Annotated in this window: 21 protein-coding genes; 9 read left to right on the forward strand and 12 right to left on the reverse strand. The window is 60.2% G+C overall.

All coding sequences use genetic code 11. The features are described from left to right. Positions 1 to 7: 7 nt before the first annotated feature. Positions 8 to 475, forward strand: coding sequence for a DUF2489 domain-containing protein (locus ACFC20_RS07775; protein WP_375192503.1), 468 nt, complete (start codon positions 8 to 10; stop codon positions 473 to 475). A gap of 354 nt (positions 476 to 829) precedes the next feature. On the opposite strand, the gene ACFC20_RS07780 is transcribed toward ACFC20_RS07775, so the two are convergent. The 3 genes from ACFC20_RS07780 to ACFC20_RS07790 all read right to left on the reverse strand — a co-directional run bounded on the left by ACFC20_RS07780 (position 830) and on the right by ACFC20_RS07790 (position 5,388). Then, on the reverse strand, positions 830 to 2,194 hold the full coding sequence (locus ACFC20_RS07780; protein WP_375192504.1) for an HDOD domain-containing protein: 1,365 nt from the start codon (positions 2,192 to 2,194) through the stop codon (positions 830 to 832). Positions 2,195 to 2,344: 150 nt separating this feature from the next. Next, entirely contained in the window at positions 2,345 to 4,420 is a 2,076-nt protein-coding gene (gene recG, locus ACFC20_RS07785) for an ATP-dependent DNA helicase RecG (RefSeq protein ID WP_375192505.1), read from the reverse strand. 8 nt (positions 4,421 to 4,428) lie between these two features. Then, positions 4,429 to 5,388 (reverse strand): LysR substrate-binding domain-containing protein, encoded by a 960-nt coding sequence (locus tag ACFC20_RS07790; protein ID WP_375192506.1) that lies wholly within the window; start codon positions 5,386 to 5,388, stop codon positions 4,429 to 4,431. A gap of 76 nt (positions 5,389 to 5,464) precedes the next feature. Here ACFC20_RS07790 and ACFC20_RS07795 point away from each other — a divergent pair, with 76 nt between their 5' ends. Beyond that, complete coding sequence (locus ACFC20_RS07795; RefSeq protein WP_375192507.1) at positions 5,465 to 6,337, forward strand: NAD-dependent epimerase/dehydratase family protein; 873 nt, start codon at positions 5,465 to 5,467, stop codon at positions 6,335 to 6,337. 57 nt (positions 6,338 to 6,394) lie between these two features. Here the strand turns inward: ACFC20_RS07795 and ACFC20_RS07800 are convergent, their stop codons facing one another. From ACFC20_RS07800 to gmk, 4 genes are all read right to left on the reverse strand, one after another. Then, a complete protein-coding gene (locus tag ACFC20_RS07800) occupies positions 6,395 to 6,781 on the reverse strand; it encodes a RidA family protein (RefSeq protein ID WP_091990479.1) in 387 nt (128 codons plus the stop codon). A gap of 78 nt (positions 6,782 to 6,859) precedes the next feature. Further along, complete coding sequence (locus ACFC20_RS07805) at positions 6,860 to 9,001, reverse strand: RelA/SpoT family protein (protein ID WP_375192508.1); 2,142 nt, start codon at positions 8,999 to 9,001, stop codon at positions 6,860 to 6,862. A gap of 174 nt (positions 9,002 to 9,175) precedes the next feature. Next, a complete protein-coding gene (rpoZ, locus tag ACFC20_RS07810; RefSeq protein WP_305967263.1) occupies positions 9,176 to 9,388 on the reverse strand; it encodes a DNA-directed RNA polymerase subunit omega in 213 nt (70 codons plus the stop codon). Between the two features lie 83 nt (positions 9,389 to 9,471). Beyond that, a complete protein-coding gene (gmk, locus tag ACFC20_RS07815) occupies positions 9,472 to 10,128 on the reverse strand; it encodes a guanylate kinase (RefSeq protein WP_375192509.1) in 657 nt (218 codons plus the stop codon). 150 nt (positions 10,129 to 10,278) lie between these two features. On the opposite strand from gmk, the gene ACFC20_RS07820 reads away from it, so the two are divergent. Further along, on the forward strand, positions 10,279 to 11,109 hold the full coding sequence (locus tag ACFC20_RS07820) for an RluA family pseudouridine synthase (RefSeq protein WP_375192510.1): 831 nt from the start codon (positions 10,279 to 10,281) through the stop codon (positions 11,107 to 11,109). A gap of 18 nt (positions 11,110 to 11,127) precedes the next feature. On the opposite strand, the gene ACFC20_RS07825 is transcribed toward ACFC20_RS07820, so the two are convergent. Further along, a complete protein-coding gene (locus ACFC20_RS07825; RefSeq protein ID WP_375192511.1) occupies positions 11,128 to 11,994 on the reverse strand; it encodes a YicC/YloC family endoribonuclease in 867 nt (288 codons plus the stop codon). Positions 11,995 to 12,162: 168 nt separating this feature from the next. Between ACFC20_RS07825 and rph the strand changes: the two genes are divergently transcribed. Continuing rightward, complete coding sequence (gene rph, locus ACFC20_RS07830; protein ID WP_375192512.1) at positions 12,163 to 12,879, forward strand: ribonuclease PH; 717 nt, start codon at positions 12,163 to 12,165, stop codon at positions 12,877 to 12,879. A 187-nt stretch (positions 12,880 to 13,066) separates the two neighbouring features. On the opposite strand, the gene ACFC20_RS07835 is transcribed toward rph, so the two are convergent. Continuing rightward, positions 13,067 to 13,873: an exodeoxyribonuclease III gene (locus ACFC20_RS07835; RefSeq protein ID WP_375192513.1), complete on the reverse strand. Its 807-nt coding sequence runs from the start codon at positions 13,871 to 13,873 to the stop codon at positions 13,067 to 13,069. An 81-nt stretch (positions 13,874 to 13,954) separates the two neighbouring features. Here ACFC20_RS07835 and pyrE point away from each other — a divergent pair, with 81 nt between their 5' ends. Together pyrE and ACFC20_RS07845 are read left to right on the forward strand one after the other, a co-directional pair. Beyond that, positions 13,955 to 14,593, forward strand: coding sequence for an orotate phosphoribosyltransferase (pyrE, locus tag ACFC20_RS07840; protein ID WP_375192514.1), 639 nt, complete (start codon positions 13,955 to 13,957; stop codon positions 14,591 to 14,593). A 3-nt stretch (positions 14,594 to 14,596) separates the two neighbouring features. Next, positions 14,597 to 15,250: a DUF4124 domain-containing protein gene (locus tag ACFC20_RS07845; RefSeq protein WP_375192515.1), complete on the forward strand. Its 654-nt coding sequence runs from the start codon at positions 14,597 to 14,599 to the stop codon at positions 15,248 to 15,250. A 136-nt stretch (positions 15,251 to 15,386) separates the two neighbouring features. Here ACFC20_RS07845 and ACFC20_RS07850 read toward each other — a convergent pair whose 3' ends face one another. Further along, complete coding sequence (locus tag ACFC20_RS07850) at positions 15,387 to 15,809, reverse strand: hypothetical protein (RefSeq protein ID WP_375192516.1); 423 nt, start codon at positions 15,807 to 15,809, stop codon at positions 15,387 to 15,389. 289 nt (positions 15,810 to 16,098) lie between these two features. On the opposite strand from ACFC20_RS07850, the gene ACFC20_RS07855 reads away from it, so the two are divergent. Then, entirely contained in the window at positions 16,099 to 16,581 is a 483-nt protein-coding gene (locus ACFC20_RS07855) for a fibronectin type III domain-containing protein (RefSeq protein ID WP_375192517.1), read from the forward strand. Between the two features lie 7 nt (positions 16,582 to 16,588). On the opposite strand, the gene ACFC20_RS07860 is transcribed toward ACFC20_RS07855, so the two are convergent. After that, on the reverse strand, positions 16,589 to 16,927 hold the full coding sequence (locus ACFC20_RS07860; protein WP_375192518.1) for a DUF2782 domain-containing protein: 339 nt from the start codon (positions 16,925 to 16,927) through the stop codon (positions 16,589 to 16,591). 87 nt (positions 16,928 to 17,014) lie between these two features. Here ACFC20_RS07860 and polA point away from each other — a divergent pair, with 87 nt between their 5' ends. Both polA and ACFC20_RS07870 read left to right on the forward strand, forming a co-directional pair. Next, positions 17,015 to 19,783, forward strand: a complete 2,769-nt coding sequence (gene polA, locus ACFC20_RS07865; RefSeq protein WP_375192519.1) for a DNA polymerase I — start codon at positions 17,015 to 17,017, stop codon at positions 19,781 to 19,783. A 233-nt stretch (positions 19,784 to 20,016) separates the two neighbouring features. Beyond that, positions 20,017 to 20,391 carry a hypothetical protein gene (locus ACFC20_RS07870; protein WP_375192520.1) on the forward strand — a complete coding sequence of 125 codons (375 nt, stop codon included), beginning with the start codon at positions 20,017 to 20,019 and terminating at the stop codon, positions 20,389 to 20,391. Positions 20,392 to 20,407: 16 nt separating this feature from the next. Here ACFC20_RS07870 and ACFC20_RS07875 read toward each other — a convergent pair whose 3' ends face one another. Further along, positions 20,408 to 21,790 carry an OmpP1/FadL family transporter gene (locus ACFC20_RS07875; protein WP_375192521.1) on the reverse strand — a complete coding sequence of 461 codons (1,383 nt, stop codon included), beginning with the start codon at positions 21,788 to 21,790 and terminating at the stop codon, positions 20,408 to 20,410. Positions 21,791 to 21,902: the final 112 nt, after the last annotated feature.

Raw genomic sequence — 21,902 nt, forward strand, 5'->3', positions numbered from 1 at the left:
GAATAGCATGCCCCAGTGGCTGCAATGGAGTCTGATCATCGCCGGCCTGGTGGCCATCGTTCTGCTGCTGGTGTTTATCCGCCGCCATGCATCGCTGATTTCCGAGGGGCGCAAGCGTGACAACAAGGCCCGGGCATTCCAGGCCAGGCGCCGCCAGGAGATGATCGAGAGCGTTCAGGTGATTGCGATGGCCATTGAGGCGGACCAGGTCGAGTACTCGGAGGCGTGCCTCAGACTCAAGGGCCTTCTGGACCACATAGAGCCCGCACTGCTCGACCAGTCACCGTTTCATGTGTTCCAGCAAGTGCATGACCAGCTCCAGCACATGCCAACCCACCGGGCGCGACAGGCCACTGACACCCGGTTTGTGGAGAAGATGGACCGCGAGCGGTTCGCCGTGGAGAAGCAGCACGCCGACGAGATTCGAAGGGCGGCCACGGCCCTTAGGCTGCACCGGTTCCCCGCCGAACCGTAACCGGGCCAACATCCACTGGTCATACCGGAATTTTGTAACTTTTTGTAACTCGAAAACCTCGGGGACCGACATTTATTTCTTTAAAAACAAATCACTGGCGCACGCGCAAAAAAATGACACCAGGCTCATGGTGCTTTGCCAGCAACTGTTGACTTTTCTTTTCTCCCGCAGGGTCTAACTTAAAAAGTAGGGCAGCATCCAGATCTCTGCGGCGGACGCAGCCCTACGTTGTTTTCTCCTGATACGTTTGGACGACTCTGCGATAAGCGGGTGAGCTTGCCGGCCATTTGGCCGGCTTTTTTGGGTTGTGACTGCGGGAATTTTGGCTCGAGTGCGTAGGTGCGCGATCAGGGGTTACTGGCTCATCATGCCGGCCATGGCCATGACACTGTCCTTGCTCAGGACCAGTTCGTCGAATTGCTCCTCCACCTGCTCACGGTCGAGGCCAAGCTCGTCATAGAAGGCCTGACTCACCTCTTCTCCGGCACCCAGCGCCACGCCCCTGGCCGTCAGTAGCTGGCGACCGAGCCACAACAGTCGGGCGTAGACATTCTGGGCGCCGCTGTAATCCGGATTTTTCTGATACCGGATAGCCAGAGTCACTTCATCGGGCATGCCCCAGTTTTCCATCAACTGTGCCGCAATCTGCTCACGGGTAATACCCAGCAGGTAATGCTCGATCACCGAGGAATCGATGTCGGGATTGACTTCCAGGGATCGACACACCAGTTTGAAATGCGGTGGAAACACCTGCGCCAGCACCAGGTGCCCGAAATTGTGCAACAGCCCGGCCAGGTAGGCGAGCCCAAACACCGGGCGCTCTCCCCGGGGCATCATGCTGGCCAGGATGCCGGCGGACTGGGCCTGCCAAATGGCCTGCTGCCAGTAGTCGACGTAGCCATCGGGATGATCCTGAGGCTGCTTCAGGGCTCGGCCAAGGGACAACCCCATGGCGAGGTTCATCACCAGATCAAAGCCGAGAACACGGGACACCGCGTCATGCACCGAACGGACCTGACCGGCCGCCGCATAGAACGAGGACGAGGCCCAACTGACCACCTGGGCCGCCAGGCTGGGGTCGCTCTCGACGATATCCACCAGGTCTCCCATGACCGCGTTCGGGTTTACCCGAAGATGAATGATTCGCTGGGCGGTCTCCGGCAACGGGGGCAGTTCGAGCGTGTCCTCAAGCCGCTGCTGGATTCTCATGCCGGTGAATTTCTTGATGGCTGAATGGAGCTGGTCCCGGTCGCGGCCGTGGTCGGTGAGGTTCACGGCGATGGACTCCGGCGGCACCACAAAGCTGAAACGGTCCGCCTTGGCAGTAAGCAGCCGGAAATCCTCAGCCGGCATGACCATGGCCAGATTCTGCTCGCCCAGCTCCAGGGCCACCGCCGGCAAATCGTCCACACGCGTGTCTACTACGGTGGGCCAGCCGGTCAGGGACGGCAGCGCCGGCAACGCCTTGAGCCCCGCGCGTTCACGCACGCGCACCTGCTCCCGGCGCTTCATCAGGCGCAAATCCCGACCCAGCCTCTTGTTCAACTGTTCCAGGTCAATCATATCGTCCTTGCGGCAGATGACCTGGAGGTTGCCCTGTCCATCGCTCAGCAGGACCATTCGAAGCAGTTCGCCGTGACTGGCCTGGCCGGCATCGCGCAATGATACCCCGGCCGCGGAATCACCCAGTGCCTGCTGAACCGCAACAGGTAAATCCATAGTTCTCTCCCGAATGTTGCTGTTTTCTGTCGGAAATTCCGTTCCTGATCGGTTTCTTTATGCTCAGTATAGGGCAAACTCACCACCCGGGTATTGATCGAACTCCATTTCCAGACTCAAATTACGCCCCGGAATCGGAAACAGACGACCTCAGACGTCACCGTAACGGGTTTTCTCGCCCAACCAGCGGCGTACCAGGGCACGCACTACCTCCGGCTGCGCCATGAGCTCAGGCGCCATCTTCCGGACCGGCTCAATCCAGCCCTTGTCTCGCTCGAAATCCGCCAGCCTGAACTGCATCATACCGGTTTGCCGGGTGCCCAGAACCTCGCCCGGCCCCCGGATCTCGAGATCCTTCTCAGCAATAAAAAAGCCATCCTGACTGTCCCTGAGCGCCTGAAGCCGCGCCCGGCCATTCTCAGAGAGCGGCGGATGGTACATCAGCACGCAGAAACTCGCCTGCTCGCCACGGCCCACCCGGCCGCGCAGCTGATGCAGCTGGGCCAGACCGAGTCGCTCCGGATTCTCGATGATAATCAGTGAGGCATTGGGTACATCCACGCCCACTTCAATCACGGTCGTCGCCACCAGGAGGTCCAGATCTCCAGCCTTGAACTGATCCATCACCGCCGCCTTTTCCTGAGCCTTGAGCCGGCCATGCACCAGACCGACGTTCAGCTCTGGAAGCCGCTCCGCCAGCTCACCGGCGGTCACCTCTGCCGCCTGGCATTGCAGGGCTTCGGATTCTTCAATCAGGGTACACACCCAGTAGGCCTGCCGTCCGTCCCGGCAGGCGTTACGAACCCGGTCGATCACATCGTCCCGGCGGCTGTCGGGTATCACAATGGTCTCGATGGGCTTTCGGCCCGGCGGCAATTCGTCGATCACCGATGTGTCGAGGTCGGCATAGGCACTCATCGCCAGCGTACGGGGAATCGGCGTTGCTGTCATGATCAGCTGGTGCGGCGCCAGGGCTCCTCCCACGCCTTTCTCCCGAAGGGCCAGTCGTTGATGGACCCCGAACCGGTGCTGCTCGTCGACAATCACCAGCGCCAGGCGCTGGAACGCTACCTCATCCTGGAACAGTGCATGGGTGCCGATCACCACCGCCGCCTCGCCGGAACTGACAGACGACAGGGCCTCGCTCCTTGCCCTGCCCTTGACCTTACCTGATAGCCACGCCAGCCGTATGCCCAGCGGCTCCAGCCAGGCGCGGAAATTCTGGAAGTGCTGTTCGGCGAGAATTTCCGTTGGCGCCATCAGGGCCACCTGGGCGCCAGCGCCAATGGCCTGCAGGGCCGCCAGGGCCGCGACCACGGTTTTACCGGAACCGACGTCGCCCTGAACCAGACGAAGCATGGGCAGGGGCTGACTCAGATCCTGCCGGATATCCGCCAGCACGTGGCGCTGGGCGCCAGTGAGTGAAAACGGCAGTGCATCGAGAAAGCGTTCCGGCAGGTCGCCAGTGGGGAGAAGCGGCAGGGCCTCACGGGCCTGGATCTGTTCACGCACCTGGAGCAGGCTCAACTGGTGCGCCAGCAGTTCCTCCATGACAAGCCGCTGCTGGGCCGGATGGCGACCTTCCATTAGCAGGTGAACCGGAGCGTTTGCTGGCGGGGCATGCACCAGTTGCACGGCTTCTGTAATGGCTGGCAGTTGGTACTCAGCCAGCAGGTGTTCGGGAAGCCAGTCCCTAATCGGATAGCGCTGGAGATAGCCCAGGGCCTGTTGGCACAGGGAGCGCACACGGGGCTGCTGAATGCCCTCGGTCAGTGGATAGACCGGTGTCAGCGTGGCCTGACCTTCCGGCGACATGGGCGGCGGGTTAACCTGGTACTCCGGGTGATAGAATTCGTAGCCTGCCCGGCCTGGCCGAACCTCACCGAAGCAACGCACTCTCGCCCCCTCGCTCAGCTGATTCTTCTGGGCGGCGTTGAAATGAAAGAACCGCATGACGAGGAATCCGGAACTGTCTCTGAGCGTTACCTGCAGGCTGCGGCGCCGACCCATCACCAGGTCGGCCTTCATTACCTCGCCTTCCACCACAGCCACATCGCCGATGCGCAGGCTGCCCATGGGCACGACCCGTGTGCGGTCCTCGTAGCGGTGTGGAAGGTGGAACAACAGGTCCTGAAGGGAAACAATGCCCAGCTTGGCAAGCTTGTCTGCCAGGGCGCTTCCTACGCCCTTAAGCTGGGTGACCGGGATGTCATCCAGTGACGTCATGGGAAGACTCAGGCGCTTTCGGCCACGGCAGGTGTATCCGTCTTGGCTTTTTCGATCACCCGGCACTGACTCGCTGCCAGTGAGAGCACGTCAATCGCCTTGGGCCGTGGGAAGGTTACCCGCCACGCCAGGGCCACCGTACGGAACGGCACCGGCGGAGCAAACGGGCGCACCGCCAGAATATCCTCGTGGTACTGCATAGCGGTGGCAGCTGACAACGGTAGCACGGTAATGCCAAGGCCGGACGCCACCATATGGCGAATGGTTTCCAGGGAGCTGCCCTCGGTAACCAGAGCTGGCGAACCGGTGTCCACACGGTGGGTCACCGCTTCCACCAGCGGCGGGCAGGACTCCAGCACCTGATCCCGGAAACAGTGACCGGGGCCGAGCAGCAGCAGCTGTTCACGGGCCAGCTCATCGGCGGTCAGCTGGTCTTTCTCGGCCAACGGATGCCCCGCCGGCAACAACACCACGAAGGGTTCGTCGTACAACGGTAATGTCACCACCTCGGGCTCTTCGAAGGGCAGCGCGATGATGATGGCGTCCAGTTCCGACTGGCGGAGCTTCTGACGCAGGTTGGCGGTGTAGTTTTCCTCGATGTACAAGGGCATTTCCGGCGCCGCCCGCCTCAGTTCCGGTAGCAGGTGCGGGAACAGATAGGGACCGATGGTGTAGATGGCACCGACTTTCAAAGGCGAGTTGAGCTGGTTCTTGCCGTCCTGGGCCATGTCGCGAATCAGACCAACCTGGTCCAGTACCCGCTGGGCCTGCTCGATGATCCGCTGGCCCGTCTCGGTGACCCGGATGCTGCTCTTGCTGCGTTCAAACAGGGGAATGCCCAGCTCATCCTCGAGCTTTTTCACGGCAACGCTGAGGGTTGGCTGGCTGACATGGCAGCGCTCGGCGGCCCGGCCAAAATGCCTTTCACGGGCCAGCGTAACGACGTATCGTAACTCGGTGAGAGTCATGGTGAGCTCCGGTCAGATCGATGCGGGTCGAAGGTTCACTTATTTATGAGCTAAAGCATAAGGATTGAAATTGTCTATGGCAATCACTGAACACAGCGAGCGCCCCCGAATCCTGATTGCCGGCTGCGGCAAGCTCGGTGGGGCCATCGCTTCCCGCCTTGCGGGCGATGCCGACGTATTCGGCCTGCGCCGGAATCCCGATCAGGTACCGGCCGGAGTGACCGGTATCGGGGCCGACCTGACCCGACCGGAAACGCTCGCCGGAAGGCTGCCCGATCGCCTGGATATCATTCTGTACTGCCTCACGCCGTCGAGCTATGACGAGGAAGGGTATCGCAATGCCTATGTCACCGGCCTGAAAAATCTGCTCGACGCCCTGGGCGGCCAGTCGCTGCGACACCTGTTCTTTATCAGCAGCACCAGCGTCTACGCTCAGGATGATGACAGCTGGGTGGATGAATCCAGTGCCACAGAGCCGGCACGCTTCAGCGGCCAACTGGTACTGGCCGGCGAACAGGTGGCCCTTGAAAGCGGCCACCCGGCCACGGTGATTCGTTTTAGCGGTATCTATGGCCCGTCGCGCCGGCGCTTCCTTGAAGAGGTGATTGCAGGACGGATGGACCCGCAGTCACCGGCGCCATTCAGCAACCGCATTCATGAGCAAGACGCGGCCGAGGCCGCCGCGTATCTGATCAGGCAGTCGCTTGCAGGCAAACAGCTTGAACCCCACTATATCGCCAGCGACTGTGAGCCAGTGCGGCTGGACGAAGTGGTCCGCTGGGTGCAGCAACAAACGCCATGCGCGGAGCCTACTCCCGATGCCCGAAAAGGCGGCAGGGCGGGCAGCAAACGCTGCTCCAATACCCGTCTCCTGGCCACCGGCTTCACCTTCCGCTATCCGGATTTTCGGGCGGGCTACCGGCCAATGATCGATAGCCTCACCGGCTGAGAACGCAAAAAGGCGGCCAGGGCCGCCTTTTCTGTCTGCTGGAACCGGCATCCGGAATCAGCTGAGCACCATCACCGCTTCCATTTCAATGGGCACGCCCTTGGGCAACGCGGCAACACCCACCGCGGCACGGGCCGGGTAAGGCTCCTGGAAGTAAGTCGCCATGATTTCATTCACGGTGGCAAAGTTCGCCAGGTCGGTCATGTAGATATTGAGTTTTACAATATCCTTGAGTTCGCCGCCCGCTGCCTCACAGACCGCCTTGAGGTTGTCGAACACCTGACGGGTCTTGGCGGAGAAATCACCGGGTACCACCTCCATGGTTTCGGGCACCAGAGGAATCTGGCCAGACAGGTACACCGTGTCACCGGCTTTTACTGCCTGGGAGTAGGTACCAATCGCCTGGGGGGCATTCTCGGTCTGGATTACGGATTTGTTGGTCATGACCCTAGTATTCCTCGTTTGCAAAACGCCAATCGTCACCCCTGGGCTGTGCGACTGTCAACCGGGCTTTGGTCGCGGTCAGTGCCGTACCCGACTGATGTGAGTGATGGCCCGGATGTTACGAATCCGCCGCATCACCCGTGCCAGGTGCTTGCGCCCGTTCACGTGGACCACAAGGCTGACAACCCCGAAGCGGGCGTTCTGCTCCTCCACGTTGATGCGCTCGATGTTGCCGTCGGCCATGGCCACCGCATTGGCCATCTCGGCAATCACTCCACGCTGGCGCTCAAGCTCAACGCGGAGTTCCACGGAAAACTCGTCGGTAATATCCTTGGCCCACTTGAGGTGCGTCAGGCGGGCCCGCCCCTCATCGTCCTCCGGCAACCGGGAACAGGTGTCCGAGTGGATAATCATGCCACGACCGGAATCCATCACGCCCACTACCGGGTCGCCCGGGATAGGCTTGCAACAGCTGGCGAAACGCACCAGCAGCCCTTCCGTGCCCCGAATAGTGACCGGACTATGGTTGCCACCCTCGATATCCCGGGTTTCTACGCTGGTTTCAGCAGCTTCGGAGCCGGTCACCAGTTGCCGCGCCACCAGATACGCCATACGGTTTCCGAGTCCGATATCGCTGATCAGGTCGTCAAAGCTGTTCACCTGGTTGTGATTGACCACCGCCTGCTTCTGGGCATCACTGATCTCGGAAAGCCGGGTGCCAAAGCCCTTCAGGGAGCGCTTGAGCAGTGTGCGACCCAGTTCCAGGGATTCCGCCCGCTTCTGGCTCTTGAGGACATGGCGGATGCTGCTTCGGGCCTTGCCGGTAACCACGAAGCTCAGCCACGCCGGGTTCGGGCGGGCTCCCGGAGCGGTGATGATCTCGACGGTCTGCCCACTCTGCAGCGGCTGACTCAGGGAGCCCAGATTACGGTTGATCCGGCAGGCAACCGTGGCGTTGCCGATGTCGGTGTGGATAGCGTAGGCGAAATCCACCGGCGTCGCGCCGCTGGGCAGCTCCATGATGCGGCCCTTGGGCGTGAACACGTAGATTTCATCGGGGAACAGATCCACCTTCACGTGCTCGATGAACTCCATGGAGTCGTCGGCCCGCTCGCGCATCTCCATCAGCCCTTTCACCCAACGGTCCACTCGGGCCTGATTCACGCTGGTGACACTGCTTGGCTCGTTCTTGTACATCCAGTGGGCGGCAATACCATTGTTGGCAATGTGCTCCATTTCCTCGGTGCGGATCTGGATCTCGATGTTCACATGCATGCCAAACAGCGTGGTGTGCAGGGACTGGTAGCCGTTTGCCTTCGGCATGGCGATGTAATCCTTGAAACGGCCCGGCAGCGGCTTGTACAGGCTGTGCACCGCACCCAGGATGCGATAGCAGTCATCCTCGGTGTCGGTGATGATCCGGAAGGCATACACATCCATGATTTCGTGGAAGGATTTCTGCTTGAACTTCATCTTGTTGTAGATGCTGTTCAGGTGCTTTTCCCGGCCCAGGATCCGGCCAGGCAGCCCCCTCTCCTCGAGCTTTTCCTGCAGTTTGCCGCGGATATCTTCAATAATTTCCCGATGGCTCCCCCGCAGTTTCTCAACTGCCTTGGAGATGTATTTGGAGCGCATGGGGTACAGGGAGGAGAAGCCCAGGTCCTCCAGTTCGGTGCAGATGGAATGCATGCCGAGCCGGTTGGCAATGGGGGCATAGATGTCCAGGGTCTCGTTGGCGATGCGCTGGCGTTTCTCGTAGGGCATGGGCCCGAGGGTGCGCATGTTGTGCAGGCGGTCCGCCAGTTTTACAAGGATCACGCGGATGTCCCGGGCCATGGCCAGGGTCATTTTCTGGAAGTTCTCGGCCTGGGCTTCCGCCCGGGACCGAAACTCAATCTGAGTAAGCTTGCTGACGCCATCCACCAGTTCCGCCACATCCTCGCCGAACTGCTCGGCCAGGGCATCCTTGGGAATGCCGGTGTCTTCGATCACGTCGTGAAGCATGGCGGCCATCAGGCTCTGATGGTCCAGTCGCAGATCGGCAAGAATATGGGCAACGGCCAGGGGGTGAGTAATGTAGCGGTCGCCGCTTTTGCGCATCTGGCCCTCGTGGGCCTGTTCGGCGTAATAGTAGGCCCGTCGCACCTGATTGATGCGATTGGTATCCAGATAGGAGCTCAGCTCCCTGGCCAGCCCTTCAACCGTCGCCTCTGCCGACACCGCGCCTCCACAAGCTCATGAAATTCAGGGACAAAAAAACCCGAATGCACGCATCCGGGTCCTTCCATAGTCCTTCCAGCAACGCTCTATAGCTACACTATAAAACCGCGGGGACAGATTTCAATGCGTCTCACTTGCGCACAGGTACTAATATACCTGTTTTGCGCAGATCGCTTACTCGTCGTCGTCTTCCTTGAGCAGATCCCGAGTAATCTTGCCTTCGGCGATTTCGCGCAGGGCAATCACCGTCGGCTTGTCGTTCTCTTCGGCCACCATCGGCTCGGCGCCCTTGGTCGCGAGCTGACGGGCACGCTTGGTAGCCAGCATGACCAGCTGGAAGCGGTTATCAACGTTTTCCAGGCAATCTTCTACGGTAACTCGTGCCATAACTTCCCCGACAAATAAAATGACTGATTCAGCAGACCGCACAGTTTACTGTGACCGGTGCAATTTGTATACAGGAAAACCCCCTACTGCGCCGGGTCCGAGAGTCCCGCCAGCAGATCCCGGTGCCTTGTTTGCTGCACCGTCATACGAAGGCGCTGGGCCCGCACAATGGCCAGCAAATCCGCCAGGGCGGTGGCAAAATCATCGTTGACCACCAGGAAATCAAACTCCACCGCGTGGCGACATTCTTCCCTGGCCTCAGCAAGTCGGCGCTCCACCACGTCCGGCGCGTCGGTCCCGCGACCCACAAGTCGCTCACGCAACACTTCCGGCGACGGCGGGACGATAAAAATACAGACACATTCGGGCATCAACCGGCGAACCTGGGCCGCGCCCTGCCAGTCGATCTCCAGGATGACATCCTGCCCCCTGGCCAGAGTCTCACGAACCCAGATGTGGGAGGTGCCGTAGTAGTTGCCAAACACGTCGGCATGCTCCAGGAAATCACCCCGGGCGATCATGGCCTCGAACTCGGCGCGATCAACGAAGTGATAATTCACCCCGTTCTGCTCACCCGCGCGCATGGCCCGGGTGGTGTGGGAAATCGAGACGCCCAGCTGGCTATCATTACGAAGCATTTCCGCCACGAGGCTGGTTTTGCCGGCGCCGGACGGCGCCGAAATCACATAGAGGGTACCCTTCTCAGCTGCCTCAACTGCGTGCTCAACTGCCTGACTCATAAGGCGAGAACTCCAAAACTGGCTCCAACGGCCGCCCCTGCGCCAGCCGCTAAAACCCGGAATTATACGGACTTTGGCAAATCACCGCACCCCGGGCCGCCGTCAGCTGATACTATTGCCACCACTTACACCGGACCCAGAAACCACGCCATGCGCACCACCATCGACATTACTCTCACCGAACCGGGCAAGGCGATTGATGCCCTGAGCCAGGCCCCGGGGCTGCCGAAGGAGCTTTCAAAGCAGAAACTCAAGGACGCGATGACCAAAGGGGCCTGCTGGTGGACCCACAAGGGCAAACGGTTGAGACTGCGACGGGCGACCAAAGAGCTCAAACCTGGCGTTCGCCTGGAGTTGTTCTACGACGAGTCGGTGCTGGCCCGTAAACCGGACGAACCGGTGCTGCTCGGGGACTTCGGCCGCTACACCGCATGGTTCAAGCCCCACGGCGTGCTGGCCCAGGGCTCCCAGTGGGGCGACCATTGCAGCCTCCTGCGGATGGCCGAAACCCGGCTGAACAAACCCTGCTTCCTGGTCCACAGGCTGGACGCCGACGCGGCCGGGCTGATGCTGATAGCCCACGACCCCAAGGCGGCGGGGGCGCTCTCAAAGCAGTTCAGCGAACGATCCATGACCAAACGCTATCGGGCCAGAGTGGGCGGATTACTGGACACAAAGGACCAGTCTGTTGATGCGCCGGTCGAGGGAAAGCCCGCTCTCAGCCGGGTTTCCACCCTGGAAACCGACCAGAACAACCAGACATCCCTGCTGTCGGTCACCATTGAAACCGGGCGGAAGCACCAGATTCGCCGCCACCTGGCAGGCCTGGGGCATCCCATCATAGGGGATCGTCTCTACGGACGACCCGCCAAACAGCCGCTACAGCTGCTGGCCGTTTATCTTGCCTTCGACTGCCCGTTGACCCGGCAGAAACGCGAGATCGAACTGCCCGGAGAGCTGGACACGCTCAGACACAACTGAGGCCCGGGCAAGCCTGCGTCACTCCAGGTTCTGCACCTGCTCTCGCATCTGCTCGATCAAGACCTTCAGATCAACCGCGACACGGGTCACGCCGGCATCAATGCTTTTGCTGCTCAGAGTATTGGCTTCCCGGTTCAGCTCCTGCATCAGGAAATCCAGCCGGCGACCAATGGCGTCGTCGCTCTTGAGGGTGTCAGTTACCTCACCGATATGGGCATCCAGGCGATCCAGCTCCTCGGCCACGTCGCTCTTCTGGGCCAGCATCACCATCTCCTGGGCCACCCGTTCGGCATCCAGCTCAACGCGGGCTTTTTCAAAGCGTTCCCGAAGATTCTTTTCCTGGGCTTCCAGCAACTCCGGCATTCGCTGGCGCACGTCCGCCACCAGCTCCGCCATGGTGTTCAGACGATCCTCGAACAATGGCCTCAGCCGTTCGCCCTCGCGCTCGCGCACCGAGGCAAGCTCGGCCACGGTTTGCTCGAACAGACCAACGGCGGCCTCTTTTGCAGGACCATAGTCCTGCTCCGGCACTGAGAGCACGCCCGGCCATCTGAGAATATCCAGCGCGTTGATGTGGGCGGGGTTATCGAGCATCTTGTTGATGTGGTTGGCGGCTTCATTGACCGCCTGGGCCATATCCTCACTGACCTCGAAACTCTGGACGCCTTTTTCAGCGGACTGCAGGCGCATGGACACATCCACCTTGCCGCGCTTCAGATGATTGCGCAGGGCCTCCCGAAACCGGTTTTCAAGCTCCCGGAACGCGTCCGGCAACCGGAAGGAAGGCTCCAGGTAGCGGTGGTTAACCGTCCGGATTTCGCAGGTGAGCGTGCCCCACTCCCCCTGGACATCCTTTCGGGCAAACGCTGTCATACTTCGGATCATTTCAGTGCCGCTCCTGTTTGCAACGTGCACTCGAGTTTAACAGGCTCTTAGCGTCATCCGCGAACCGGACAAACGGCCCGGACCATCGTGTTATACTCTCGGGCCTTTTCGACAAACCACCGACCGGGCCGCGGCCCGGACATTCAATACAGACTTTCAGGAAATACTATGCGTCCAAGCGGCAGAACGCCCGAGCAACCGAGAGATGTTCGAATCACCCGCAACTACACCCGACACGCCGAAGGTTCCGTACTGGTGGAATTCGGCGACACCAAGGTTATCTGCACCGCGTCCGTCGAAAACAAGGTTCCCCCGTTTCTGCGGGGCGAAGGCAAGGGCTGGATCACCGCGGAATACGGCATGCTGCCCCGCTCCACCGGCAGCCGCATGGGCCGGGAAGCCGCTCGCGGCAAACAGGGCGGGCGCACCGTTGAAATCCAGCGACTGATCGGCCGCTCCCTGCGCGCCGCGGTGGATCTCGAGGCCCTGGGTGAGCACACCATCACCGTTGACTGCGACGTCATTCAGGCCGACGGCGGCACCCGCACCGCCGCCATCACCGGCGGCTGCGTGGCATTGGTGGACGCCCTCAACTATCTGGTGGCCGAGAAGCGGCTGAAGAAATCCCCGCTAAAGCAGATGGTCGCCGCTCTGTCCGTTGGCGTGTATCAGGGCACACCGGTAGTGGACCTGGATTACCCGGAGGACTCCGAGGCGGAAACCGACATGAACGTGATCATGACCGACCGGGGTGGCTTTATCGAAATCCAGGGAACGGCTGAAGGCGCGCCGTTTGATCAGGCGGAGCTGGACAGCATGCTGACTCTGGCGAAGCAGGGTATTGAGCAGTTGTTCGGGATTCAGAAGGCGGCTCTGGAGGGCTGACGTCTCTTTCAGCCGCCCGCGTGCCCGGAGGGGGAAACCTTTCCGGGACACGCTACAAGCACATCCCTGTGCGCTCGGCTCCGGCCTTCCCTGGCCGGAGACGGTCCCGGAAAGGTTTCCCCCTCCGAACCCGCTACTTTTCGGTGACACTCCAAGGCTTGGGGCGCCTCTCTGACTTCCCCAAAGCTTAAAAGCCAATTTCTATGTCGTAGTCCATGATCACGGGCGCGTGATCGGAGAAGCGGGTGGCGTCGTCGATCCAGCCGTCGAGAATGGTCTTGCGGATACCTGGTGTCAGCAACTGGTAGTCGACACGGATGCCGGCGTTCTTGCGGGAACCTTCGGCCTGCTCGGGCCACCAGGTGAACTGGTTGCTCTGCTTGTTGATCTCGCGGAAGCCATCCACGCAGCCCATTTCATCGAACAGACGATCCAGCCACGCACGTTCGTGGGGCAGGAAGCCCGAGAAGTCCAGCTTGTGGTAGAGGGGGCTCGCGTCGGTCACGTGATGGGCGGTCTGCAGGTTGGCGCAGAAGATGAACTGGCGACGCTTGCGCAGGGTCTTTTGCATGTGCAGGCCGAAGGACTCCATGAACTCGTCCTTGTGATCCAGCACCGTGAGGTCGTCTTCACCGATGGGCTCTTCCTCGCGCCCCAGGGCGCAGGGGGCCAGCACGCAAGCCACCGAGACCTTGTCGAAATCGGCCTGAATGAACCGACCCTCACGGTCTGCCTGCTCGTTGGCAAAGCCGTACATGATGGCCTTCGGGAAATGCCGGGTGTAGATGCCTACCCCACCGTCCTCGTTCTTCTCGCCATCGATGAAATAGGCCTCGTAGCCCTCCGGAATCAGATTGTAGTCCTCAATCTCGTACGCCCGCATGCGGTGATCCTGCACGCAGACGACATCAGCATCCTGCCGCGCCAGCCAGTCGAAAAAGCCTTTTTCAACGGCCTGGGCGAGGCCATTGACGCTGATTGATACTACCCGCATACGTGTTCCCTGATTCCGTTTGTGTGTATGATACCGTTTTTACGCGCTAATTAAAGACGAACACCCGCCAGAAGCCTTGCCATGCACGACTATCAGCAGACATTTATCGAATTCGCCATCCGCCGGAACGTTTTGCGATTCGGCGAGTTCACGCTCAAGTCTGGCCGTACCAGCCCGTACTTTTTCAACGCAGGCCTGTTCAACACCGGGGACGACCTGCTTCAGCTAAGCAAGGCCTATGCCGCTGCCATAGAACGCAGCGGGCTGGATTATGACATCATTTTCGGCCCTGCCTATAAGGGCATTCCGTTGGCCACCGTCACCGCCATGGCCCTCGCTACAGACGGTAACAGCAAACCCTTTGCCTTTAATCGCAAGGAAAAGAAAGATCATGGTGAGGGCGGCAACATCGTCGGTGCACCCTTGCAGGGCAAGGTGCTGATTGTCGACGATGTGATCACCGCCGGAACGGCTATTCGAGAGTCCATCGACCTTATTCGCGAGGCCGGTGCCGAACCCGCAGGCGTGCTGATTGCGCTGGACCGCCAGGAACGGGGCAACGGTGAACTGTCCGCCATACAGGAAGTGGAACAGGAGTTCGGAATTCCGGTGGTCAGTATTATTTGCCTGGATCAGGTTCTGAACTACCTGCAGTCCAACACCGGGTTTGCGGAGCACGCCAGCAGGGTAGCCAGTTACCGAGACCGTTACGGAGTCTGACTGATGACCAAACGCCTGACTGAACGCTCACTGAAAGCAACGGTGCTGGCGCTTGCCCTGGGACTGTCTGCCCAGGCCGCGGCCAACATGTACCGTTACACGGATGAGAACGGCCAGGTGGTGATCAGTAACACCATTCCCCAGGAAGCCACCAAACGCGGATATGACATTCTCGGCAACAATGGCCGGGTGATTGAGACCATTCCGCCGGCGCCCACCGAAGAGGAAATCGCGGCCCGGGAGGCGGAAAAGCAGCGTCAGAAAGCCCTGGCGGAGCAGCGGGAGCAAGACCGCCTGCTCCTCAAGCGGTTTAGCCACCCGGATCAGGCGGTGAAGGCCATGTACCGCAAGATCCGCGAGCTGGAGGGGCTTATCCAGCTCAAGCGCGGCAATATCTCGGTCATCTCCAGCCAACTGGACGCCGAACAGAGCCGGGCCGCTGACCTGGAAAGGGCGGGACGGGATATTCCGGAGGCAACCCTGGAGAAGATCCGGCGCCTAGAAGCACAGATCCGGGATATCGAACGCGAAATTGCTGCTCAGACTCAAGAGATCGAAGCCCTGCGGGACGCCTTTGAGGCCGACATCGAACGTCTTGAGGAAATTACTGAACAGGCCCGCACCCTTCCCCTCGATCCGGAAGAGGCCATTGAGTAAGGTCAAAGGTTCCTGCCCGGTGGGGTGAAAAGCCAGGGACGGAATCCCGGAACCATGAAACACAAAAAAGGGACTCCGCATTACGGAGCCCCTTTTTTATCCCGGCGGACTGTCTGGGACAGTCGCCTTACCTCATTCAGGCAGAAGCAGTGCTCTTCTTGGCTGTAGAGGTGGATTTGCGAGCGGTGGACTTGCGGGCCGCTGGCTTTTTCGCTTCCACGGACTTCTTGGCGTCCTGGGCAGCTTCAGACACGTCTTCTGCTGCTTCAGAAACAGCGTCTGCACCTTCAGCGGCTTCTTTTTCCAGCTTGGCCACCAGCTCCGCGGCAAAGTTGCCGAAGCGGCTGTTCAGGCTGCGCAGCTGATCGAACAGGCTGTCGCTGTAGCCGTTGTAACGCTTGCGCAGGGTCTTGACGCTGTATTCACGCGCCTCGGACTCAAGCTTCTCGGCGTAATCGAACGGCTTGGCAGCCAGCTTCTTCTGCTGCTCTTCCGCGGCGTTGATGCCCTTCTCTACGATGTCCTGCAGTTGTTCCTGATAGCTCTTGAGCTTACCCATGTTGGTTCTCCTTGATTACCTGAAAGTTCCAAGGCCGTCTGGGTTGATCCGCACCGGCCTTTCTTCAATTTCAGGGTCAAAGTTACGGGTAAAAATTAGAATGTTCATACTAAAACCCGAAATCGGGTTTAAGCGGGGCCATACGCGGTTTTACGGATTATTCACTTGATCCGCTGATCGCGGCTGGCATAATTGCGCACTGGTTAAAGGCCCGTCTCCCCGTTTTATTCAGGCTCCATACGTTATCAATCCGCTCGCCGGCCCCGTGCCGCCCGTATGTGAGTAGTCGATGCTTTACGCTGCAACCTTTTATTACTGCCGTAACGTCCTGTCTGCCCTGACACTGCTGGCCTGCCTCGTTCTGTCCGGGTGCCAGGAAGATTCGAGGGCCACGAAAACCAGCACTCAGCGAGCTTCAGAGCTGGCTGATTCGCGGCTGGATCAGGCGACCGATGGCCTGCTGAACACACTGGGACAAGCCCGCACCCATGCAGGCGGCGCGGCCATTGCGCCCAGAGAATTGCGTTGGAATGCACCACTGACCAGGGAAGACGGCTCAGCGTTGGCACCGGGACAGATTGCCGGCTTCCGGATTTACTTCCGGCTGAGGCACCAGGCCAGTTACCAGGTCATTCGCATCGACAGCCCTTCCGTTACCCGTTACGCCCTGGACGGGCTCCCGGCCGGAGCCTACGAATTCACCATTACCACCGTAGACAACGAAGGGCTGGAGAGCCGGCGCTCCGAGCCCGTGGCCGTCGATCTCATCTGAGATCGGGCTACCAGCGAAAAATGACCCAGCTCGGCACCAGCATGTCGGACTCGGTTTCCCGGATCCAGCCGCCGCCGTCAGCCGGCACCAGATAGTATTCCGGCCCCACTTTGGGCACCACCTTGATCTCCATGAGCTGGCCGTTGACCCGGTATTCATAAAAGACTTCGTTCTCGCCGGGCCGAATCACGATCTGCGGCCCCTCACTGGCCGGCTGGTAGTCCGAAATCACCACCGGCTCCTTCGGCGTTGCCACAGGTGTCTCATCCAGCGCGCCGGAGTCCTGGGCGAGTGCGGCCAGAGGCAGGCTGGCAAGCAACAGAGCCGGGCAGGCGATTCGTTTCATTTTCGTGATACCCTCTTGTCCATTCATTTGATCACAGAGTTGCACAAGCCATTCCACGCTTCAATCAGATTCCGGACCTGTTTTGACATGACCAGCAAAAACACACCCCCAGTGGTTCTTGTGGACGGATCGTCCTACCTTTTCCGCGCTTATCACGCACTGCCGCCGCTGACCACAAGCAAGGACCACCCCACCGGAGCCATCAAGGGGGTGATCAGCATGATCCGCCGCCTGGAGCAGGATTTTCCCGGCTCCAAGATGGTGGTGGTGTTCGACGCCAAGGGCAAAACCTTCCGTCATGAGATGTACGAGGAGTACAAGGCCAACCGTCCGCCGATGCCGGAAGATCTGGCCTGCCAGATCGAACCAATCCACGAGATCGTCAAGGCCATGGGGCTGCCGATGCTGATTGTCAGTGGCGTTGAGGCCGACGACGTGATCGGCACCCTGGCCAACGAGGCCACCAGCAAGGGCATTGATGTGGTGGTGTCTACCGGCGACAAGGACATGGCGCAACTGGTCAGCGATCACGTCACCCTGATCAATACCATGACCGAAACCCGCATGGACCGGGACGGCGTGGTGGAAAAGTTTGGCGTAACCCCCGAGCAGATCATTGATTACCTGGCCCTGGTGGGCGACAAGGTGGACAACATTCCGGGGGTCAACAAATGCGGCCCGAAAACGGCAGTGAAGTGGCTGCAGACCTACGAAAACCTGGACAACCTGATCGAGCACGCTGACGACATCAAGGGCAAGATCGGGGAATACCTTCGTGAAGCCACCGATATCCTGCCCCTGAGCCGGGAGCTCGCCACCATCCGCACCGATGTCGAGCTGGATTTTGGCCTGGAGGATCTCAAGCTTCGGGAACAGGACGATGACCAGTTGCTTGAACTGTTCCGGGAATACGAATTCAAGAGCTGGATTGCCGAACTGGAAAACGGCGAGGGCAACCCCGGCGCCTCGAACAGCGCCAGCAATTCGGGCAACAACCAGACCTCGGCCCGGAAAACGGATTCCGGAAACGGATCTGCCGGCAGTTCGCGCAATTACACTGTGGTGACCGATCAGAAAACCCTGGATGGCTGGCTCAAGAGGCTCAGGGAGGCCGACCTGTTTGCTTTCGACACCGAAACCACCAGCCTGCGCTACATTGATGCCGAGATCGTCGGCGTGTCCTTTGCCATCGAGCCGGGCGAGGCAGCCTATGTGCCGCTGGCGCACGACTATATGGGGGCTCCCGATCAGCTCGACCGGGACCAGGTCCTCAACCAGTTGAAACCGCTGCTGGAAGACCCGAAGCTCGCCAAGGTGGGACAGAACCTCAAATACGACAAGAACGTGCTCGCCAACCACGGCATCAACCTGGAAGGCATTGCCGAAGACACCATGCTCGAGTCCTACGTGCTGAACTCGGTAGCCACCCGCCACGACATGGACAGCCTGGCGATGTATTACCTGAACGAGAAAACCATCAGCTACGAGTCAATCGCCGGCAAGGGTGCCAAGCAGCTGACCTTCAACCAGATCGAGCTGGAACAGGCCGCGCCCTACGCCGCGGAAGATGCCGATATCACCCTGCGGTTGCACCAGACCCTGAAGCCCAAGCTCGAAGAGACCGGCAAGCTGGCCTCTGTTTACCGCGAGATCGACCTGCCGCTGGTGCCGGTGTTGTCCCGCATGGAGCAGCGCGGCACGCTGATCAGCGCCAGCACCCTGCGCCAGCACAGCCAGGAACTGGCCGAGCGCATGGCGGAACTGGAGAAAGAGGCCCACGAAGTGGCAGGTGAGACCTTCAACCTCGGCTCCACCAAGCAGCTGCAGGCCCTGTTCTACGACAAGCTTGGCCTGCCGGTGATCAAGAAAACCCCCAAGGGCGCTCCATCCACGGCCGAGCCGGTGCTGCAGGAACTGGCCCATGAGCACGAGTTGCCGCGCCTGATCCTGGAACACCGGAGCCTGAGCAAGCTCAAGTCCACCTACACGGACACACTGCCAGAGCTAATTCACCATCGTACCGGCCGCGTGCATACCTCCTATCACCAGGCGGTCACCGCCACCGGCCGACTGTCCTCCTCCGAACCCAACCTGCAGAACATTCCCATTCGCAGTGAACAGGGCCGCCGCATCCGCCAGGCATTCATCGCGCCAGAGGGCTTCAAACTGGTGGCGGCGGATTACTCACAGATCGAGCTGCGGATCATGGCCCACCTGTCCGGCGACAAGGGTCTGTTGAAGGCGTTCGAGAAAGGCGAGGACATTCACAAGGCCACGGCCGCCGAAGTCTTTGGCGTGAGCCTGGACGAGGTCTCCGCTGATCAGAGGCTCAGTGCCAAGGCCATCAACTTCGGCCTGATCTACGGCATGTCGGCCTTTGGCCTGTCCCGCCAGCTGGATGTGGAACGCAAGCTGGCCCAGCAATACATCGACCGTTATTTCGAGCGCTACCCTGGCGTGCTCAAGTACATGGACAACATCCGCAAGCAGGCCCATGACGACGGCTTCGTGGAAACCCTGTTTGGCCGGCGCCTGTACCTGCCGGAGATCAACGCCCGTAACAAGCAGATGCAGCAGGCGGCCGAGCGAACCGCCATCAACGCGCCCATGCAGGGCACGGCGGCTGACATCATCAAACGCGCCATGGTCGAGGTGGAGAGCTGGCTGCTGCGTGAGCACGCCGATGATGCCCGCATGACCATGCAGGTGCACGACGAACTGATTCTGGAAGTTCGGGAATCGGCCCTGGACAAGATCCGGGACGGGCTGGTGAAGCGCATGTCGGCGGCGGCCGATCTGCACGTCCCGCTGCTGGTGGAAGCCGGTGCCGGGGACAACTGGGACGAAGCCCACTGACCCGGCCCAAATGAGGGCATGGACGCCCGTTTACGCACCGAAACAGGCCAAACTTGAAGCGCGCACGCGCAGGCTGACAGCTCTCAAACGACCGAGAGGTCCCGCAGGGCTCCCGCATCACCACATTCCTGGCGGTGCGGCACGATATTCGCTTCATCTGGAGAGTCGGCGCTCGTCCCGTGTTTTACCGCCGGACAGCGCCATGCGGTGACACTTTCTCCGAGGCTCACACCATGACTTCTCTGGCATCTGAACGTAGCTGGCTGCTGGACCCCAGCGTGCTGAAACTGGTTCACCAGTGCCGACGCCTGATTCACACGGAATTCGGCGTCAAACTGCATCTCACGGATGGGCACCTGGAACAGCAGCTTGCGGAGTATGCGGGTAAAACCCGCTCCAGCCACCTGATTCGCACCTGGGAAACACTCAAGCAACAGGTTCCGCAACTGAACATCGAGCCCGATACCGACGACGACGGCCTGAAACGGACCTACCGCGGCCAGGTGATCGCCGATGCGCCGGCGGCTCCATCGGCCCCCGAAGCAAACGAGGCCTTCCACCCGCCGCGAAAGACCAAAGTGATCTACCGCGGCCAGGTGGTGGGCTGACAAAGCGACTGACGGATCAAAACGCCTTGCTGACTTCAAGCGCCGCACTTAGAGCGCTCAGGTCGTAACTGGCCTGATAGCGGGCGGGGGTGGCCGGCTGTGTGGGGTTCTGGTGGGTGTATTCCCGGTCATCAACGTCGGCATCTCCGGAAAACAGCAGGGTGCCGACAGCCGCATCAACGGTCCAGCCGGTGCTGACATCCTTCCACTGGGCGCCGAGGGTCAGCCAGTGCCGGTCCTCTGAGGGAATCCGCGCCGTCACGTATTGCTCGTTCACCGGCGATTCATCCCAGGCATAACCGGCTTTCAGTGCCCACTCCGGGGTTGCCTGCCAGATGCCGCCCAAATTGAACTGCCAGGTGTTCTGCCACTTCTCGGTGACGTGGTTGATGTAGGGATACCCGGAAACCGAAGACACCTCGCCCGGCGACTCCCGACGGCTGATGATATCCAGCTCTTCAAAACGGCTCCACTTTGCGTAAGTGGCACCTGCCAGAACGGTAAACTCATCATTGAAGCGGTGACGCAGACCCAAGGTTGCGCTCTCGGGAATGGCCAGGGGCACTCGCACCTTTTCTGTGAGTGTGGTGGTCTGGCCTGGAGAACTCAGCACGGGAAAATCGGAGATGGTAGCGTCGCCTTTGAGATCCAGTTCGGTGCCGGTCTGCGCGCTCAGACCAATCTGGGTCATCTCTGAGATCTCGTACAGAAAGCCCACCCGGAAGGTCGCGCCAATGTCATCGCCTTCGATATCGGCATACGGCTCGTCCAACGCGAGCGCGGCGGGGCCCGCAATTCCACTCAGGTCCTGGTACCGGGTAAGGCGACCTTCGGCATAGATCACATTGATCCCCGCGCCCATCGACAGTCCGTTACCGTTGCTGACAGAGATTGAAGGCGTGAAGGCAACGGCCGTCAATTCGGTCTTGTCTGCAAAGAACCGGCCGGCAAAACCGTCGTCGTAGTCTGCAGCCAGACCGTAGGGCGCATGAATGCCAAACCCGACATCAATCGTGTCGCTGACTTCGTGAGTGAGATAAAAGTTGGGAAGAACTGCTGGATCCGCGATATCGCCGCCAGCAGTAGCCGGCTGAACCGGTACACCCGGAACCTGGCGAGTGACAGAAATCGTCTCGGGCTTCGCCTCGGCATCGATATCCAGAACCGCAGCACCGAACGAAATGTTGGTACCGGACAGCTGACTCATACCGGCGGGATTGAACAGTACCGTGGTGGCGTTCTCAGGGTTGGCAGCAGCACCGGCGTTGGCTGTGCCCATGGCGCTGGCGCTCTGCTCGTTGAGGGAAAAGCCGCCGGCAAAAGCGGTAGCTGGCGCGGCTATCGCTGCAAGCGTGGTCAGTCGGATGGCTCGTGCAAGGATGGAACGGTTATTGTGCATGGTATCTCCTTATTGACTCGCGCGGAGTATACGCACCTGCACCAATTGGCCTCAAATGCCATCCCTAACCGTTCAGGACACTAACTTTCTACAACTAAAGTCGAACCTGGCA

The organism is Marinobacter sp., from assembly GCF_041984545.1.
Taxonomy (GTDB): Bacteria; Pseudomonadota; Gammaproteobacteria; order Pseudomonadales; family Oleiphilaceae; genus Marinobacter.